Origin of the sequence: Nocardia transvalensis (assembly GCF_015477765.1) — a bacterium.
GTDB classification, from domain to species: Bacteria; Actinomycetota; Actinomycetes; order Mycobacteriales; family Mycobacteriaceae; genus Nocardia; species Nocardia transvalensis_A.
Map to the genome: position 1 here is coordinate 543,107 of NZ_JADLQQ010000001.1, position 16,642 is coordinate 559,748.

At 66.5% G+C, this 16,642-nt stretch carries 18 protein-coding genes; 4 read left to right on the top strand and 14 right to left on the bottom strand.

Features of this window, described 5'->3' with window-relative positions; translation table 11 throughout:
* Positions 1-501 (top strand): hypothetical protein, encoded by a 501-nt coding sequence (locus IU452_RS02445; RefSeq protein WP_228816278.1) that lies wholly within the window; start codon positions 1-3, stop codon positions 499-501.
* Positions 502-516: 15 nt separating this feature from the next.
* Here the strand turns inward: IU452_RS02445 and yhjD are convergent, their stop codons facing one another.
* The 3 genes from yhjD to IU452_RS02460 form a co-directional block, all read right to left on the bottom strand.
* Positions 517-1,530 (bottom strand): inner membrane protein YhjD, encoded by a 1,014-nt coding sequence (gene yhjD / locus IU452_RS02450; protein ID WP_195107193.1) that lies wholly within the window; start codon positions 1,528-1,530, stop codon positions 517-519.
* 147 nt (positions 1,531-1,677) lie between these two features.
* The gene (trpS, locus tag IU452_RS02455; protein WP_195107194.1) at positions 1,678-2,703 is read right to left on the bottom strand and encodes a tryptophan--tRNA ligase; all 1,026 of its coding nucleotides are present in this window, start codon (positions 2,701-2,703) and stop codon (positions 1,678-1,680) included.
* Between the two features lie 33 nt (positions 2,704-2,736).
* Positions 2,737-3,660, bottom strand: a complete 924-nt coding sequence (locus IU452_RS02460; protein WP_195107195.1) for an oxygenase MpaB family protein — start codon at positions 3,658-3,660, stop codon at positions 2,737-2,739.
* A gap of 98 nt (positions 3,661-3,758) precedes the next feature.
* On the opposite strand from IU452_RS02460, the gene IU452_RS02465 reads away from it, so the two are divergent.
* Positions 3,759-4,394, top strand: coding sequence for a TetR/AcrR family transcriptional regulator (locus IU452_RS02465; protein WP_324192398.1), 636 nt, complete (start codon positions 3,759-3,761; stop codon positions 4,392-4,394).
* A 4-nt stretch (positions 4,395-4,398) separates the two neighbouring features.
* On the opposite strand, the gene IU452_RS02470 is transcribed toward IU452_RS02465, so the two are convergent.
* The 3 genes from IU452_RS02470 to IU452_RS02480 are packed head-to-tail and all read right to left on the bottom strand — an operon-like array spanning position 4,399 to position 6,130.
* Positions 4,399-4,878 carry a barstar family protein gene (locus tag IU452_RS02470; RefSeq protein WP_195107196.1) on the bottom strand — a complete coding sequence of 160 codons (480 nt, stop codon included), beginning with the start codon at positions 4,876-4,878 and terminating at the stop codon, positions 4,399-4,401.
* Entirely contained in the window at positions 4,878-5,345 is a 468-nt protein-coding gene (locus tag IU452_RS02475; protein WP_195107197.1) for a ribonuclease domain-containing protein, read from the bottom strand. Before IU452_RS02475 ends, IU452_RS02470 begins: the two co-directional genes overlap by 1 nt.
* A complete protein-coding gene (locus tag IU452_RS02480) occupies positions 5,342-6,130 on the bottom strand; it encodes an exodeoxyribonuclease III (protein WP_195107198.1) in 789 nt (262 codons plus the stop codon). The genes IU452_RS02475 and IU452_RS02480 overlap by 4 nt, the downstream gene beginning before the upstream one ends.
* A gap of 62 nt (positions 6,131-6,192) precedes the next feature.
* Here IU452_RS02480 and IU452_RS02485 point away from each other — a divergent pair, with 62 nt between their 5' ends.
* The gene (locus IU452_RS02485; protein WP_195107199.1) at positions 6,193-7,053 is read left to right on the top strand and encodes an alpha/beta fold hydrolase; all 861 of its coding nucleotides are present in this window, start codon (positions 6,193-6,195) and stop codon (positions 7,051-7,053) included.
* A gap of 49 nt (positions 7,054-7,102) precedes the next feature.
* On the opposite strand, the gene IU452_RS02490 is transcribed toward IU452_RS02485, so the two are convergent.
* From IU452_RS02490 to IU452_RS02510, 5 genes are read right to left on the bottom strand one after another with little or no spacing between them, the layout of a single operon-like run.
* The gene (locus IU452_RS02490) at positions 7,103-8,347 is read right to left on the bottom strand and encodes an acyl-CoA dehydrogenase family protein (protein ID WP_195107200.1); all 1,245 of its coding nucleotides are present in this window, start codon (positions 8,345-8,347) and stop codon (positions 7,103-7,105) included.
* Positions 8,348-8,357: 10 nt separating this feature from the next.
* Positions 8,358-9,227 (bottom strand): SDR family oxidoreductase, encoded by an 870-nt coding sequence (locus IU452_RS02495; RefSeq protein WP_195107201.1) that lies wholly within the window; start codon positions 9,225-9,227, stop codon positions 8,358-8,360.
* 12 nt (positions 9,228-9,239) lie between these two features.
* Positions 9,240-10,112: a MaoC/PaaZ C-terminal domain-containing protein gene (locus tag IU452_RS02500; protein WP_195107202.1), complete on the bottom strand. Its 873-nt coding sequence runs from the start codon at positions 10,110-10,112 to the stop codon at positions 9,240-9,242.
* Positions 10,109-10,543, bottom strand: a complete 435-nt coding sequence (locus tag IU452_RS02505; protein WP_195107203.1) for an SRPBCC family protein — start codon at positions 10,541-10,543, stop codon at positions 10,109-10,111. The genes IU452_RS02500 and IU452_RS02505 overlap by 4 nt, the downstream gene beginning before the upstream one ends.
* Positions 10,544-10,576: 33 nt before the next feature.
* Positions 10,577-11,782, bottom strand: a complete 1,206-nt coding sequence (locus IU452_RS02510; RefSeq protein ID WP_195107204.1) for a lipid-transfer protein — start codon at positions 11,780-11,782, stop codon at positions 10,577-10,579.
* A 217-nt stretch (positions 11,783-11,999) separates the two neighbouring features.
* On the opposite strand from IU452_RS02510, the gene IU452_RS02515 reads away from it, so the two are divergent.
* Positions 12,000-12,431, top strand: coding sequence for a T6SS immunity protein Tdi1 domain-containing protein (locus IU452_RS02515; RefSeq protein WP_324192399.1), 432 nt, complete (start codon positions 12,000-12,002; stop codon positions 12,429-12,431).
* A gap of 38 nt (positions 12,432-12,469) precedes the next feature.
* On the opposite strand, the gene IU452_RS02520 is transcribed toward IU452_RS02515, so the two are convergent.
* The 3 genes from IU452_RS02520 to IU452_RS02530 form a co-directional block, all read right to left on the bottom strand.
* Positions 12,470-13,114 (bottom strand): TetR/AcrR family transcriptional regulator, encoded by a 645-nt coding sequence (locus IU452_RS02520; RefSeq protein ID WP_195107205.1) that lies wholly within the window; start codon positions 13,112-13,114, stop codon positions 12,470-12,472.
* A 136-nt stretch (positions 13,115-13,250) separates the two neighbouring features.
* On the bottom strand, positions 13,251-14,591 hold the full coding sequence (locus tag IU452_RS02525) for an MFS transporter (protein WP_228816530.1): 1,341 nt from the start codon (positions 14,589-14,591) through the stop codon (positions 13,251-13,253).
* 450 nt (positions 14,592-15,041) lie between these two features.
* Positions 15,042-16,259 (bottom strand): NADP-dependent isocitrate dehydrogenase, encoded by a 1,218-nt coding sequence (locus tag IU452_RS02530; RefSeq protein ID WP_195107206.1) that lies wholly within the window; start codon positions 16,257-16,259, stop codon positions 15,042-15,044.
* Between the last annotated feature and the right edge of the window lie 383 nt (positions 16,260-16,642).

Sequence of the window (16,642 nt, forward strand, 5' to 3'; positions counted from 1 at the left end):
GTGCTGGCCGCTTCGTCGGTCGCCGGATCGGTACCTGCGACCGTGAACAAGACCGAAGCAAATCTCCCCTCGGTCGATCTGACGTGTGAGGTCTTCGGTCAGGTCGATTTCGCCGTCAGCGGCGGGGGACTCAGCGGGATCTACACCTCCCACCATCGCAACTGCACGTCGCTGGATCCGCGCTACCAGAAGTACAGTGCCTTTCTGGCCACGGCGGCCCCGAACCAGGTGGCGGGATGCCCGCCCACCGCCTTTTCCGGATCGGCCGACCTGGTCTGGGTCAACCGCGACACCCTGACTCTCGAGCAGGGAACGGCCGCGTTCGAAGTCAGCCTGGCGACAGCGACCTTCAGCCTGACCGTCACCAGCGGCCCGCTCACAGGTGACCGGATCATCTCCGCGGTCGTACCGGTGCCGGGCGGCGTGGTGACTTGCCCCAACGGCGTACCGATCCCCGAACGCCTTCTCATCAACGGCCAGGGGACCTTCGTCCGCCTCTGACGATCGGATATGTACCTACCGTCGCCGCCGTAGTCCCGTCAGCAGGGCCGCCACCGCCGCTCCCGCACCGAACAGCACCGCCCCGGCACCGGCCGACAACCCCGCGCTCATGCGAGGCTCGATGACCGCCGGTGCGGGCGGTGGTATTTCGGACTCCACCTCGTTCTCTCGGGCAGTCGCGGCCCAGGCCGTGGCGAACAAAATTATGCGGGCGGTGATATAGGCGAACACCATGAGACCGATGATCGGGCCGAAGGTGACACCGGCTGGGCTGGTGGTCACCTTCTTCAGATAGAAGCTGGCGATCTGCTTCCAGATCTCGAAGGCGATCGCGGCGATCAGGGCCGCCTTCACCGCGCTTACGAGTGTCACCGGCTGGCGTGGCAGGCGGGCGATGATCCACACGAACACCGCCCACGTGGCCATCACCGCCAGCAGCAGCGACACCACGGTGAGCAGCACGCCCACCCCGGGCGCGTGGTCGAGGTGCGCCAGCTTCAGCAGATCCAGGCCCAGACCGCTGCCCGCCAGCGCCGACAGGCCCAGCGACACGACCATCGCCGCGCCCAACCCGAGCAGCGCGAGAAGATCCGAGATCTTGCTGCCGACCCAGTTGCCCTCCGGCGCTTGCTGTTCCCACTGCTCGGTCAGCGCGGCCCGGAGATTGGCCATCCAGCCGAGCCCACCGTAGGCGGCGCCGAGCAGACCGATCACCCCGACGCTGGTGCGGGAATCGATGGCCTGGTCGATGAGTTTGGTCAGCTGGCCGCCCCACGAGCCGGGAATGTTCTGCACGATCTTGTCCTGCAGTTCGTGCAGCAGATCCGGGTTGCGCGACAGCACGAACCCGGCCACCGAGAATCCGACCATCAGGAGCGGAAACATCGACAGGACAGTGAAATACGTGATCCCGGCCGCGTAGTAGTCACCGCGCTGGCGCTGGTAGCGGCCCCCGGCCCGGATCGCATGATCCAGCCACGGCCGCGCCTGCACTTCGCGTTCGATCCGGCCCCTGACCTTGTCGAACACCCGACCTCCCGGAACCAATCGGTCCTGCCTGCGGTCTGCCCTTTTTACTGTCGCACCTTCGCGCCGCAGGAAGCGTCAGATTCGCCCAGCGCGTCGGTCACATCGGCAGTACCCCACCGCGGCCGTCGGGAATCACCACCCGCCGGGTCAGCGGGTCAGGAAGCCCACCCGCTCGTACACCTGGGCGACGGTCTTGCTCGCGATCTCGCGGGCCCGCTCGGCGCCGGTAGCCAGAATGCGATCGAGTTCGGCCTGGTCGTCGAGGTACTCGTTCACCTTCGCCTGCAGGGGGGTGACGAATTCGACCAGGGCGTCGGCCACATCGTTCTTGAGGTCGCCGTATCCCTTGCCCTCGTAGTCGTTTTCGAGGGTCACGATCGGAGTGTCGGTCAGCGAGGACAGGATCACCAGCAGGTTGCTGACACCCGGCTTGGTCTCCGGGTCGTAGCGGATCTCGCGGCCGGTGTCGGTGACCGCCGAGCGGATCTTCTTCGCCGAGACCTTGGCGTCGTCGAGCAGATTGAGCAGCCCGGCGTCGGTGGCCGCGGATTTGCTCATCTTCGAGGTCGGATCCTGCAGGTCGTAGATCTTGGCGGTGCCGGAGACGATGTGCGCCTCGGGGACCACGAACGTCTTCTTGAAGCGAGTATTGAAGCGCTGGGCCAGGTTTCGGGTCAGCTCGAGGTGCTGGCGCTGATCCTCGCCGACCGGTACCTGATGCGCCCGGTAGAGCAGGATGTCGGCGGCCATCAGCACCGGGTAGGTGAACAGGCCGACGGTGGCGTTCTCCGAGCCCTGCTTGGCGGACTTGTCCTTGAACTGGGTCATCCGGCTGGCCTCGCCGAAGCCGGTGATGCACTGCAGCACCCAGGTCAGCTCCGCATGCTCGGGGACCTGGCTCTGCACGAACAGGGTCGACTTCTTCGGGTCGATGCCCAGCGCCAGCAGCTGCGCGGCCGCCCGCTTGGTCCGGTTGCGCAGCTGCTTCGGATCCTGCGGCACCGTGATGGCGTGCATATCCGGGATGAAGTAGAGAGCGTCGTAGTCGTCCTGCAACCGCACCCAATACTGCAGCGCACCAAGATAGTTGCCGAGATGGAAGGAATCGCTGGTCGGCTGGATCCCCGACAGGACCCGCTGCTTGCGCTCACCGGATGTAGCAGGACTCGACATGCCCCGATCTTCCCATGCCCGCTCGAAGACCCCTCACCCCGCCTGGCGCTGGACGTAGTTGCGGGGATCGACGCCCGGCATGCTCGGGAGGCCCGAGTTGACCAGGCGTTTTTCGCTGGCGGTGAGCATGCGGTAAACCGGTGTGCTGGGCCCGGCGAGGGTGCGCCGGAGCACGCGAGGCGCCAGGGGCGGGGCGAGGTGGGCCGTGCGGACGGCCTGGGCCATCGTGCGGAAGGACACTTCTTCGCGCACACCCCAGCGAATGCCGTACATCTCGCGGATGCGGGGTGGGAGGCTGCCCTGGACCAGCAGGTGGACACCGGTGACGACCTGGTGCAACGGCACGCCCAGCGGATACGGGACCTGCTTCCCGGCCAGATATCCACCGACCAGCCGGGCCTCCTCGGTGAGGAACACCTCGTCGGAAGCCAGGTAGTCGTCGAAGAAGCGGCGGAACTCGGGATAGCTGTCCGGCGCGGCGGTGCGCGGCATACCGAACAGCTCGGCCCACCGGACATAGTCCTGGTACAGACCCTCACGCTCGGTCGCCGTCAGCCTGCGAACCAGCAGATCGTGCATGACCTCGGCGGAGTCGAAAGTGAAGGCCATGGTCATGAACATCAGGTGCGGATCCAGCGCCGAGTAGTGCGAACCGGCCGGGTAGGGCCCGGCGTCCTCGGGAATGCCGCCGTCGACGCGCCCATGCTTGTTCCGAGTGAAGGCCAGCGCCCGGTCCGCCTCCTCCTTACTTCCCAGGAAAACCGCCTCGAACAGGCGGCCGGTGAGCGCGAGCCGGGTGTAGGGCGTCCGCCGGTGCTCGGTGTTCTCCGCGGTGCCGACGTAGAGCAGCGGGTGTACCGCGCCGACCACCAGCGCGCGCTGCCCATAGGTGAGACCCACCGCGCGTTTGCGCATGACCCGCCGAATCATCGAGTCGTCGGAGAAGTAACCGGGCATCGTTGCCTCCTGTGCCGAGAATCTGGCAATAGCCTCCACCAGAATCTCAAATCTGGCAAGGGTCTCTGCCAGAATTGGGGCCGTGCCACAATCGAACCGTGACGGTGCAGCGGAACTACGGCGGAGTTTCCGCGCAGGAGCGCCGCGCCCAACGCAGGATCGCTCTCCTCGACGCGGCACTGGAGCTCGTCGGCAGCCAGGGCCTGGAGAAACTGACCGTCGGCGGATTGTGCGCCCAGGCCGGACTGAACGAGCGCTACTACTACGAACAGTTCGACAGTCGCGAGGCGGTGCTGTCCGCCCTGCTGGACAGGCTTGCCGAGGAACTGGCCGACGCCATCACCGCCGCGCTGCGAACCGCCCCGGCCGATACCCGCGGCATGGCCCGGGCGGCGGTGGCGGCGGGCATCCACGTCCTCACCGACGACCCCCGCAAGACCCGCGTGGCCCTGATCATCAGCGCGGCCACCCCGGAACTCCGCTCACGCACTCTGGACACCATCCGCTCGTTCGCGAATCTCGTCGCCGCTCAGGGCACCGACTTCTACGGCATCGCAAGCGGGCAACTCGACCCGGCGATCGGATTCCGCGCCACCTATCTCGTCGGCGGCCTGGTCCAGGTCCTGACCAGCTGGCTGCAGGGCGACCTCCCCATGACCCGTGACGACCTGATCGACCACACCACCGACGTCTTCGTCCTCCTCGGCGAAGACCTCGCCCACCACCTCCGCTGACGAGTCAAAGGGTGAGGGACACCGCGTCGACGGACCGGGGGGCGCCCTGCAGGATCACGCGGTAGACGACATCGCGTTTGGCCCAGTAGGCGGCCGTATCGCGCATGGCCGTGGTGAACCAGGGCAGTTGGGTCGGCTGGTCGGCGAGCAGGTGCGAGGCCTCTCTGACGACCACGAGGTAGCCCGGTGCGCGGCCGACGAAATCGTCGAGGTCGCGCAGGCATTCGTCGAAGGCGTCCTTGTTCTCGCCGAAGTAGTAGGGGAATTGGAATGCGGGGGCGAATTCGTCGAAAACGCCTGTCGCCGTGCGCATCTTGGGGCCTCGTAGCTCGCGGCAGACATATCCCTCGGGCGCCTCGTAGCGCACGGAGCTGAACTTCGCCGCGTCCACTGCCAGCGTGCCGAACACCGGATCGCCGCCCGACTCGGTCCGTGCCGTGGGAGCGCCGGTCAGGAACTGTGCCAGGGTCATCGAAGTAGCCATCAGCGCATCCTCGTAAAGGTCTTGTAGTGGTCGCCGGTGTAATAGGCCGAACCGTCGCTGCCGGTCACAATACGTTCGGCATCGCGGGACCGGCCGGGCTTCTTCGGATTGACGTCCCACTCCCGGTAGGTGATCTGCTTGCCCGAGGAGTCGGTCCTCGGCAGCGACCCACCGCGATTCATCCACTGGTCGCCGCCTTTGGTTCCGGGTGCGTCGGCCGAATCGGGCCAGCGACCGGCGTCGATCTCCCGCAGCGTTCGATAGGCGTGGTCGGGCACGCCGGGTGCCCGGCCGGGCTCCGATGCCACCACCGACGTGGTCGTCGTGACGCTCGCCTTCGACCCGGTCACCGAATTCGACGACGATTGCGTCGAATGGCCGCGCGAGGCCAGCAGCGCGACGACCACCACGATCACCAGCCCGCCCAGCGCGAGCAGGCCCCGAATCCGCTTGCCGGACAGGTTCATCGGTACTGCACCGTCACCGGCGCGTGATCGGACCAGCGCAGCGCGTATTCGGCGGCGCGCTCCACCACCGCCTGCTTGGCCCGCCCGGCCACCTCACCGCGCGCCAGGTGGTAGTCGATGCGCCACCCGGCATCGTTGTCGAAGGCGCGACCGCGATAGGACCACCAGCTGTACGGGCCTGGCACACCGGGATGCAGGGTCCGCACCACATCGACGTACCCGGCGGCGAGCATCTCATCGATCCAGGCCCGCTCGCCCGGCAGGAAACCGGCGTTCTTCAGATTGCCCTTCCAATTCTTGATGTCCAGTTCGGTGTGGGCCACATTCCAGTCGCCGCAGATCACGAAGTCACGGGTCTGTGCCTTCATATGGGCGCCCAATTCACCGAGGAACCGGTACTTCTCGTCCTGTAGCGGCGTATCGGCCTCACCGGTGTGCACATAGACGCTGGCCACGATCGCGTCATCGAAGTCGGCCTCGATATAGCGGCCCAGACCGTCGAATTCCGCGCTGCCGAAGCCGATCCGCACCGATCGCGGCTCCCGCCGAGACAGGATCCCGACCCCCGCGCGGCCCTTCGATCCCGGCTCCGCATGCGAGAGATACCACCCGGCGTCCAGCGCGGGCGCGAGGGCGGCACGAGTCTGCTCATCGGTTGCCCGCGTCTCCTGCAGGCAGATGATGTCGGCCTCCGTGGCGGCCAGCCACTCGAGCATCCCCCTACCCGTCTTGCCGGTCGCGGCACGCACGCCGTTCACATTGATCGAAGAAATGATGTAGGGCACCTATCGACCGTACAATGCTGCTCACACACTCTCCCGCGGACATCGAGGTCCAGGAAGGGGTGATGACGTTGTCGTCAGGCACCACCCAGCCCAACGCCCCGGTCACGCCCGTGAAGGCCCTGCACACAGGGTCGGGCGACCCCCTACTGCTACTGCACGGGTTCATGTTGTCCCCGCACTGTTGGGAACAGGTGGCGTTTCGATTGTCCGGCACTTGCGAGGTATTCGCTCCGGCCTTCCGCGGCCATTGGGGCGGACCCGCGTTGCGTGGTTGGTACCTCGATGTGCACATGCTCGCCGATCAGATCGAGGGCCAGTTGGACGAATTGGGGTGGCGCACCTGCCATATCGCGGGAAATTCATTGGGGGCGTGGGTGGGATTCGAACTGGCTCGCCGCGGGCGCGCCCGCACGCTGACGGCCATCGCCCCGGCCGGGGGTTGGCAGAGCCCGTCGCTGCTGCAGCTGTGGGTGGAGCTGAAATTCCTGAGTCTGGTCCCGATCGTCGAAATCGGTCGGCGAGTCGGTCCGGTCGTCCGATTCAGCGCTCCCGCACGGCGATTCGCCTCGCTGTTCCTGAGCAAGAATTCCGGCACGGTGTCGCGGCGCGCCCTGGAGGCGACGATCACCGCGGCACTGCACTGCCAGGCCATGCTGCCGATGCTGATCACCGGCCTGCGCACGCAGGCGCTCGAGGACCTGTCGACGCTGCGGACCCCGGTGCGACTGTTGCTGTGCGAATACGACCGGGTGATCCCGAACCGCCGCTATGCCGGACGGTTCCTGCGAGAGCTGCCCGACTCCGCCGACCGCATCCTGGTCCACGGCGTCGGGCACGTCCCCATGCTGGAGGCCCCCGACCGCATCGCCACCCTCATCGCCGAACACGTCTACGCCAGCCGCACGCATCTGCGCGCGGTGTGAATAGGCCGGCGGATCGGTCACAACCCCTCGGCGCCGATCCGCCGGCCGTTTACCCCAGGAGGCCCTTGGCGACGTGCGTCACCTGGATCTCGTTGCTGCCCGCGTAGATCATCAGCGACTTCGCGTCGCGCGCGAGCTGTTCCACGCGGTACTCGGTCATGTAGCCATTGCCGCCGAACAGCTGGACCGCCTCCATGGCCACCTCGGTGGCGGCCTCGGAGCAGTACAGCTTCATCGCCGAGGCCTCGGCCAGGGTGGGAGGCTTTCCGGCGCGGGCCCGCTCGATGGCGTTGAAGACCATGTTCTGCACGTTGATGCGCGCGATCTCCATCTTCGCCAGCTTGAGCTGCACGAGCTGGAAACGGCCGATCTCCTGACCCCACAGCTTGCGGTTCTTGGCGTAATCCAGGCACAGCCGGTGACATTCGTTGATGATGCCCAGCGCCATGAACGCCACGCCGATCCGTTCGGCGGTGAAGCTCGACCGAGCGCTCTCCCGGCCGTCACCGCCCTTGTGCTCCTCGGTCTCGCCGAGCAGCCGATCCTTGCCCAGCCGGACGTTGTCGAAGAACAGTTCGCCGGTGGGTGAGGAGTGCAGGCCCATCTTCTTGAACGGCTTGCCCTGGGTGAAGCCCTCCATGCCCTTGTCGAGCACGAAGGTCAGCACCTTGCGGTTGCGCTTGTCCTGATCGCCTTCCTCCAACTTGGCGTAGACGATCACGGTGTCGGCGTAGGGGCCGTTGGTGATGAAGGTCTTCTGCCCGTTGAGGATGTAGTCGTCACCGTCGCGCTTGACGTAGGTCTTCATGCCGCCGAACGCGTCGCTGCCGGAGTCGGGCTCGGTGATCGCCCATGCCGCAACCTTTTTCATGGTCACGATGTCTTTGAGCCACCGCTCCTTCTGCGCGAGCGTGCCCCGCGACAGGATGGTGGTGGCGCCGAGACCGATGCTGACACCCATCGCGGTGACCAAACCCATACTAACACCGGACAATTCACCGACCAGCACCGCCATCAGCGACTCCTGACCGCTGAACGGCCCGCCTTCGGACGACCTGTCCTTCTTCTCGGCGGGCGCCTCCCCGAGCTCGCGGGCGCGCTGCTTGGCCAGCAGCTTGTCGACCGCCTCCGCCCCCAGCGCGTCGATGCCGAACTCGGCGAACAGCTTCCGGATGACCGGGTACGGCGCCAGCTCACCGCTCTCCAGAGCGTCGAGGTTCGGCCGCACCTCCTTATCGATGAAGCTGCGCACCGCGCCGCGGATCAGTTCATCGGTCTCGGACCACTCGAACATCGTTGTTCTCCTATGGAAGACGGGCGGCTATATCGTCGATCAGCCACGGTCCCTCGGTCTCGATGGTCTTCACGTCGTGCCAGCCCGCCAGCTCCGAGATGGCGCCGCCCTGCACCGCGAACACCTTGCCGGTGATCGCGCACTTGTCGGAGGCCAGATACGCCACCAGCGGCGAGATGTTGGCCGGGCTGAACGCGTCGAACTCGCCCTCGGGCACCTCGGCGGCGAAGATGGCTCCCATCCCCGGGGTGGCCAGGGTCAGGCGGGTCCGCGCCATCGGGGCAATGGCGTTGACCCGCACGCCGTAGCGCTCGAGTTCGTCGGCGGCGACCAGGGTCAGCGCGGCGATCCCCGCCTTGGCCGCGCCGTAGTTGGCCTGTCCCGCATTCGGGACCGTGACACCAGAGGCCGAGGCCGTATTCACCACGGCGGCATTGGGCTGGTTACCCGCCTTCGACTGATCCTTCCAGTACGCGGCGGCATGGCGGAGCACATTGAAGTGGCCCTTGAGATGGACGGCGATCACCGCATCCCACTGCGCCTCCTCCAGCCCGGCGATGAAACCGTCGCGCAGGATGCCCGCGTTGTTGATCACGACATCGAGCTTGCCGAATTCCGAGACCGCCTGATCCACCAGGTTTTTCGCGCCGTCCCACTGGGCGACGTTATCGGTGTTGGCGACCGCGCGACCACCGGCGGCGACGATCTCGTTCACCACTTCCTGCGCGGGACCGGTATCGGCGCCCTCGCCCGCGTTGTCGCCGCCCAGGTCGTTGACGACGACCGCCGCACCCTCGCGGGCGAACAGCAGCGCATGCTCGCGCCCGATCCCCCGGCCGGCGCCGGTGATGACGGCGACCTTGCCTTCCAGTGCGCCCATACTTGTCTCCTATCAGTCCGCGATCTCGGCCAGGCCGTCGCTGAGCACGGTGTCCTCGCCGCGCACGGTTTCGAATGCGTAGGTGGTGACGCCGTTGTCGGACTTCACCTTCCAGATCCGGGTCTCCAGGTCGTCGCCGGGGAAGACCAGTTTGGCGAACCGCACGGCGAATCGCTTCAGCCGGTGCACATCCGAACCACCGACCTCGGTGAGCACCGCCCACGACGCGAATGCCATCGTGCACAGGCCGTGCGCGATGATGCCCGGCAATCCGGCGTCCTTGGCGACCTGCTCGTCCAGGTGCAACGGCACCGGATCGCCGGAAGCCGGTGCGTAACGGAAGGTCTGGTCGTCGTCGATGTGCTGCGCCACCACCGCGACCGGGTCCTGTGCGCGCAGGGCCTCGTCGAACTTGTGTCCGGGAGCCGCCGCGCCCACTGTCCGGCCCGCGTCGATATTGCGGAAGAAGGCGGTCAGGTACTGCTCGTTGACCACATCGCCCGCATCGTCGCGGCTTTCGATGTGAATGGCGATGGTACTGCCGTTATCGCGGCCCGTGTACCCGACGGCGCGGGCGCGGGACACCAGCGTCTCCCCGGGACGGATCGGGCGGTGGAAGTGGAAGTCCTGCTCCCCGTGCACGACCCGGCCGAAGATATCCATCGGTGCCACGTCGATGACCGGCACCATCATGGCGTCGAAGACCGGCACGATCGCGAAGACCGGTGGGGCGACATCGCCGTCGCGGTGCGCCCGAATGGGATCGTTGGTGGCCGCCGCATACTCGGCGATCCGGGCCCTGGTCACCTCGAAGCGCTCCTCGTCGCTCCAGTTGTCCAGGCCCGCGTCGTCGAATTCGACGACCCGCGTGGTCGTTTCGGTCATGCTGCGGCCAGGACGTCGAGCGCGTCGAGCGACTTCTCCAACTGCTTCATGCCGTCCTTCTCCACGGCCTTGCCGAGCGCACCCTTGATCAGGGCGCCCTCGAAGTCGCCCCTGACCGACAGTTCGCTGCCGTCGCCCGCGGAGGCGATCTCGAAGGTGAATTCGACCTTCACACCGGCCATTCCGGTCGCGGTCAGCGTCAGCTTGTTCGGCGCCTCCACCGAGGCCACGTTCCACTCGAACTTGTTGGCCATGCCCAGCATGACGACCTTGGCGACCAGCTTGTTACCCGGCGCCAACGTGGCCGGCGGCTCCTCCATCCAGCGCTCGTGAATGGAGAACCAGTCGCCCCAGGTGTTCGGATTGCCGACCACGGCCCACAGCGCCTCCGGGCTGGCGGTCATCTTCTTCGTGTACTCGATGTGCCCCATTGTCAGTCTCTCTTCGTCGAAAGTGCTTTTGTGTCAGCGGTTGGCGCGCTGGTAGGCGGTAATGATGGCGGCACCACCCAGGCCGATGTTGTGCTGCAGGGCCGCGGTCACGTTGTCGACCTGGCGCTTGTCGGCCTGGCCACGCAGCTGCCAGGTCAGCTCCGAGCACTGCGCCAAACCCGTTGCGCCCAAGGGGTGTCCCTTGGAGATCAGGCCGCCCGAGGGGTTGACGACCCACTTGCCGCCGTAGGTGGTCTGGTTGTCGTCGATGAGCTTGGCGGCCTCACCCTCACCGCACAGGCCCAGCGCCTCGTACAGCAGCAGTTCGTTGGCGGAGAAGCAGTCGTGCAGCTCGATCACCTGGAAGTCCTGCGGGCCCAGGCCGGACTGCTCGTAGACCTTTTGCGCCGCTTGGACATTCATGTCGTAGCCGATGATGTTCTTCGCGGTGCCGTCGAAGGTGGACGCGAAATCGGTGGTCATCGCCTGCCCGACGATCTCCACCGCCCGTTCCGCCAGGCCGTGCTCGTCGACGAACGCCTCCGAGGCCAGGATCACCGCGCCCGACCCGTCGGAGGTCGGCGAGCACTGCAGTTTGGTCAGCGGGTCGTAGATCACCCGCGAATCCAGGATCTCCTGCAGCGTGTACTCGTCCTGGAACTGCGCATACGGGTTGTTCACCGAATGCTTGTGGTTCTTGTAGCCGATCTTGGCGAAGTGTTCGGCGGTGCTGCCGTACTGCTTCATATGCTCGCGGCCGGCCGCGCCGAACATCCACGGGGCAGGCGGGAACAGCACCTCGGAGATCTCGGCGAGCGCCATCATGTGCTTGTCCATCGGCTGCGCCCGGTCGTCGTACATGGCGCCCAGCGAACCCGGCTGCATCTTCTCGAAGCCCAGCGCCAGCGTGCAGTCGGCCAGGCCGCCCCGAATCGCCTGCGCCGCAAGGTACAACGCGGTGGAGCCGGTCGAGCAGTTGTTGTTGACGTTGACGACCGGGATACCGGTCATGCCCAGCTCGTAGACCGCGCGCTGACCCGACGTCGATTCGCCGTAGACGTAGCCGACGTAGGCCTGCTGGACCCGGTCGTAGGAGATTCCGGCGTCCGCGAGTGCCTTCGTGCCGGACTCGCGGGCCATGTCCGGGTAGTCCCAGTCGCTGCCGTCCTCGTTCTTGCGCCGCCCCGGCTTCTCGAATTTCGTCATGCCGACGCCGACGACGTAGACCTTGTTCGCCATCGAACTCCTCACATCTGGCCGCCGACCGCACCGCGGTGACGGCATGGGCGATCCCTTCGGGACCGGACAGAAACAAACATACGGAGCTGTATGTAACTGCGCAAGGGGTACGTCCCGCATCGATGCCGAGGCGCGGTCAGATCGCGAAAGCGCTACATACATCCCGCGTTGTACGGTGTACGGGAGCGGCCGCGTTTGGGCCTGGTTGGATGATCCGGTGACCTCCGATTGCTTCCGGCTGATAGAGCCCGTTCCGACCGCCGAGGCCATCCCGAGCTGGGCTCCCCACTTCGCCCACTTCGACTCCGTCGTCGGCTATTCGAGCCTCGGCCATGCCTTCCTGGCCAACCTGCAGTCCGGCGACTACGCGGTGCTGTACCCCTACCGCGCGGGCGCCACGGGCTACGGCCCCTTCGTGAGCCCATGGGAATTCGCCGACCAGGTCCTGACCGAACCCCGCTTCGCCGATTTCGTCCTGCGTCCCGACCACGTCTCGGAGATCTGCGACCGCATCGGCCCCCTAGCCATAGGCCAGGTCTACGTCGCAACCCCCTACCCCTTCCTCGGCGGCACCGAGGAACCCCACACCTACCAACACGGCGACCTCTGGGTCTTCCTGGACCTCGTAGCCCAGGCCCACGGCCTGTAACCAGTTCCCCTCGCCCCGGCGTACCTTCGGGCGGGAGCTCAGTCGGAGAGGTTCAGGCCCGGGAGGGCCGATTCGGCGGCGCGGCGGAGGTGGGCGGAGGCGCGTTGCCAGCGGCGGTGGGCTCGGTCGGGATCCGAGGAGATGAAATTCGAGACCAGGATGCCGCGCAGGGCGTCCATGGCGGTGTAGACGAAATCGCGAGCTTCCTTGCGGCGCAACTCGTCCGGGACGAACTGCGCGACGGCCATCAGCACGGCGTTGTTGACGAAGGGTTCGACCTTCTCGACCTCCGCGGCCAGCAGCGGATCGGTCCGCCCGGCCACCCACAGCTCCATCGCGGCGATGAACAGCGGCCCCTGATGCAGCGTCCACAGCGATTCGAGCACCTGACCGATCGGATCGTCGCCGACGCGCACCCGTCCCAGCTCCTGCATCGCCGCCTCGGTGCGACGCTGCGCGAGGTGACTGATCGCGGCCACCACCAGATCGGTCTTGGACCCGAAATGATGCACCTGCGCACCACGGGTGACCCCCGCCCGCTCGGCAACCCGCGGCGTCGTCGTCCCGGCATAGCCGTACTCCACCAGGCAGTCGATCGTCGCATCGAGCAACCGCACCCGCATCTCACTGCTGCGCTGCTCCTGCGTCCGCCGCTGTGGTTTCGACGCTGCCGACCTGGTCATCCCGCGAATTCTACACTTACATTCAGATCTGAACGGAAATGCGCGCCCCACCGCCGCAGCCACACCCGATCTTTACACACGCAACCCCCTCCAGGAGCTGCAGGGGGTGCGTGTGTAGCTAAGGGGTGCGGCTGGGTCAGCGGCGTGGGAGGCGGGCGCGGCGCTGGGGGGTGACGCAGCGGTTGAACAGGCGGGTGGTGCCCGCGCTGAGGGCGGCGCGGGAAGGGCGGCGGGTCGGGCGGATGTCGACCGGGTGGACGGGCGCGGTGACCAGTCGCTCACCGTGTTCGTGGAGCTGCGCATGTGCGGGGCCGCCACTGCGGCGGGCCAGCCACACGGTGACCGTGAACAGCAGGACACCGGCGACGCCCAGCGCGGCGCCGACGGCGGCCGGTGCGGTGTAACCCATTCCGGCGGCGATCACCACACCACCGAGCCACGCGCCCGCGGCGTTGGCGATGTTCAGTGCGGCATGGTTGAGGGCGGCGGCCAGGGTTTGCGCATCGTGGGCGACGTCCATCAGCCGGGTCTGCAGACCGGGCGACAGCGAGGCACCGGTCGCGCCGACCAGGAAGGCGCCGACGGCCGCGGTGAACGGATTGTGGGCGGCGGCAACGAAGATCGCCAGCAGCACCACCATCGAGATCATCGCCACGTACACCGCCCGGTCCACGCCGCGGTCGGCGAGCACGCCACCGAGGATGTTGCCCGCGATCATGCCGAGTCCGAACAGGGCCAGCACCAGCGGCACCCAGGCGATCGGCATATGCGCCACATCGGTGAGGGTGGTGGTGATGTAGGTGTAGACCGCGAACATGCCGCCGAAGCCGATGGCGCCGACCAGCAGCGTCAAGATCACCTGGGAGCGGCGCAGGGCACCGAGTTCGGTCCGGGGATCGCTCACCCGGACGCCGGTGAGTTCGGGGACGAATCGCGCGATCGCGACGACGGTGGCCAGGCCGATGACCGCGACCACCACATAGGAGGCGCGCCAGCCGAGGTGCTGGCCGAGCCAGGTCGCGGCGGGAACGCCGACGACGTTGGCGGCGCTCAGCCCCAGCATAACGGCAGCAACCGCTTTGGCGCGCTGCCCTACCGGTGCGAGTGTCGCCGCGGCCAGCGAGGCCACGCCGAAGTAGGCGCCGTGCGGCAAACCGGACACGAAGCGGGCCAGCAGCAGCATGTCGAACGACGGGGCGACCACCGAGGCCGCATTGCCGAGTGCGAACGCCGCCATCAGGAGGATCAGCAGGCGTTTGCGCGGCACCCGGGCGCATAGTGCGGCCAGCACCGGGGCGCCCACGACCACACCGAGCGCGTAGGCCGAAACCGCGTGCCCGGCAGTCGGTTCGGACACATGCATGGCATGCGCGATATTGGGCAGCAAACCCATGGTGACGAACTCGGTTGTGCCTATGCCGAAACCACCCAGCGCCAGCGCCAGCATGGCCGGAATATGCCAGCGGCGGGCGGGCATGTCGGAATGGCCGTGCGCGTGCACGGCCGGTGAGACGAGGTCGGGCGGGGAGGCGACGACGGGCGCGATTACGGAGGCCACGGTTAAGGGCAACACGGCAGGTAGGGACCCCGAAAGCCCCGACAAACGTGATCTCACTCACCGCCCTGCACGGCCCGTGCGGACCCGTCCGCGACCGGGTCGAACCACCTTGCCGCCCAATCGTTTTCAAACGGAATCAAGTTGCTTCACCGCCGTCGGAACAGGCCCTGCTGTCACCGAGATCACTACGCCCGATCCCTGTCGAAATACGCGAAACCCACGTTTACGGCAACTCACCGGCGAACCGGTGCGGCACAACGACTCCCGCCCCCGAAAACAATTCGGGCACCCGCGGCCACCGGAGATCGGTGGGGCGGGTGCCCGGATATCTTCGATTCGCGCTCACAGCCCTGGCGCGAACCTTCGTCGTCAGCGAAGCTCGCGAGCCAGGTTGGCGTCGAGCACGCCGAGGAACTCCTCGGTGGTGAGGTAGCCCTGGTCGCCGCCGACCAGCAGGGCCAGGTCCTTGGTCATCTGGCCGTCCTCGACGGTCTTGATGACGACATCCTCGAGGGTCTGCGCGAAGCCGATGACCTCGGGGGTGTTGTCCAGCTTGCCGCGATGCGCCAGGCCGCGGGTCCACGCGAAGATCGAGGCGATCGGGTTGGTGGAGGTCGGCTTGCCCTGCTGGTGGAGGCGGTAGTGGCGGGTCACGGTGCCGTGCGCGGCCTCGGCCTCGCAGGTCTTGCCGTCCGGGGTGAGCAGCACCGAGGTCATCAGGCCCAGCGAGCCGAAGCCCTGCGCCACGGTGTCGGACTGCACGTCGCCGTCGTAGTTCTTACAGGCCCACACGTAGCCGCCCTCCCACTTCAGGGCGGAGGCGACCATATCGTCGATGAGCCGGTGCTCGTAGGTCAGGCCGGCGGCGTCGAACTGATCCTTGAACTCGGCCTCGAAGATCTCCTGGAAGGTGTCCTTGAACATGCCGTCGTAGGCCTTCAGGATGGTGTTCTTCGTCGACAGGTACACCGGGTAGTTCTGCTGCAGGCCGTAGTTGAACGACGCGCGGGCGAAGTCCTCGATGGACTTCTTGAAGTTGTACATGCCCATGACCACGCCGCCGTCCTCGGGGATCTTGACGACCTCGTGGACGATCGGCTCGCTGCCGTCCTCCGGCGTGAAGGTGAGGGTGACGGTACCGGCCTGATGCACCTTGAAGTCGGTGGCACGGTACTGGTCACCGAAGGCGTGACGGCCGATGATGATCGGCTTGGTCCAGCCCGGAACCAGGCGCGGGACGTTGGAGATGATGATCGGCGCGCGGAAGATGGTGCCGCCGAGGATGTTGCGGATGGTGCCGTTGGGCGACCGCCACATCTTCTTGAGCCCGAACTCCTTGACGCGCGCCTCGTCGGGGGTGATGGTGGCGCATTTGACGCCGACGCCGTGCTTCTTGATGGCGTTGGCGGCGTCGATGGTCACCTGGTCGTCGGTCTTGTCCCGATACTCGATGCCGAGGTCGTAGTACTCGAGGTCGACGTCGAGGTAGGGGTGGATCAACTTGTCCTTGATGAACTGCCAGATGATCCGCGTCATCTCGTCGCCGTCGAGTTCGACGACGGTGCCTTCAACCTTGATCTTGGACATGGATCTTCGTGTCCTCCTAGGAAGGTGCTCCCATTGCACGGCCAGGTGAAACACGCTTGTGAGCGGACCTAGCTGTTCAACAGACAACGTATACGCCCCGCGTTGTCCACGGGACTTCTGGTGCTAAACAAGACAAGCGTACTGGTGCGCCGTGCCTCACATCCAGGGACGGTCCCATGGAGAGATACCCACGTCACCGCACGCATAAGTCTCGCGTCAATAGAGTTAACGCCTGGGTCCATTCCGCATTCCGACGGGGGGTGTGAGGGACGGAACGGGAGGCGCTGCACTCACGCCCCAGGCCGGGAGGGCGGGGATACCTGGTGACCGTGTGAGTAATCAGACAGGTGGAGTCCGGAACGGGCGATCGGTTACCATCGGGC

Bases quoted from the DNA above. Each gene is read 5' to 3' on its own strand.
- IU452_RS02500 (WP_195107202.1), bottom strand. From the start codon at position 10,112: ATGACCGAAACGACCACGCGGGTCGTCGAATTCGACGACGCGGGCCTG.
- IU452_RS02460 (WP_195107195.1), bottom strand. From the start codon at position 3,660: ATGCCCGGTTACTTCTCCGACGACTCGATGATTCGGCGGGTCATGCGC.
- IU452_RS02530 (WP_195107206.1), bottom strand. From the start codon at position 16,259: ATGTCCAAGATCAAGGTTGAAGGCACCGTCGTCGAACTCGACGGCGAC.
- IU452_RS02505 (WP_195107203.1), bottom strand. From the start codon at position 10,543: ATGGGGCACATCGAGTACACGAAGAAGATGACCGCCAGCCCGGAGGCG.
- IU452_RS02525 (WP_228816530.1), bottom strand. From the start codon at position 14,591: ATGCCCGCCCGCCGCTGGCATATTCCGGCCATGCTGGCGCTGGCGCTG.
- IU452_RS02510 (WP_195107204.1), bottom strand. From the start codon at position 11,782: ATGGCGAACAAGGTCTACGTCGTCGGCGTCGGCATGACGAAATTCGAG.
- IU452_RS02495 (WP_195107201.1), bottom strand. From the start codon at position 9,227: ATGGGCGCACTGGAAGGCAAGGTCGCCGTCATCACCGGCGCCGGCCGG.
- IU452_RS02475 (WP_195107197.1), bottom strand. From the start codon at position 5,345: ATGAACCTGTCCGGCAAGCGGATTCGGGGCCTGCTCGCGCTGGGCGGG.
- IU452_RS02520 (WP_195107205.1), bottom strand. From the start codon at position 13,114: ATGACCAGGTCGGCAGCGTCGAAACCACAGCGGCGGACGCAGGAGCAG.
- IU452_RS02470 (WP_195107196.1), bottom strand. From the start codon at position 4,878: ATGGCTACTTCGATGACCCTGGCACAGTTCCTGACCGGCGCTCCCACG.
- IU452_RS02485 (WP_195107199.1), top strand. From the start codon at position 6,193: ATGACGTTGTCGTCAGGCACCACCCAGCCCAACGCCCCGGTCACGCCC.
- IU452_RS02490 (WP_195107200.1), bottom strand. From the start codon at position 8,347: ATGTTCGAGTGGTCCGAGACCGATGAACTGATCCGCGGCGCGGTGCGC.
- trpS (WP_195107194.1), bottom strand. From the start codon at position 2,703: ATGTCGAGTCCTGCTACATCCGGTGAGCGCAAGCAGCGGGTCCTGTCG.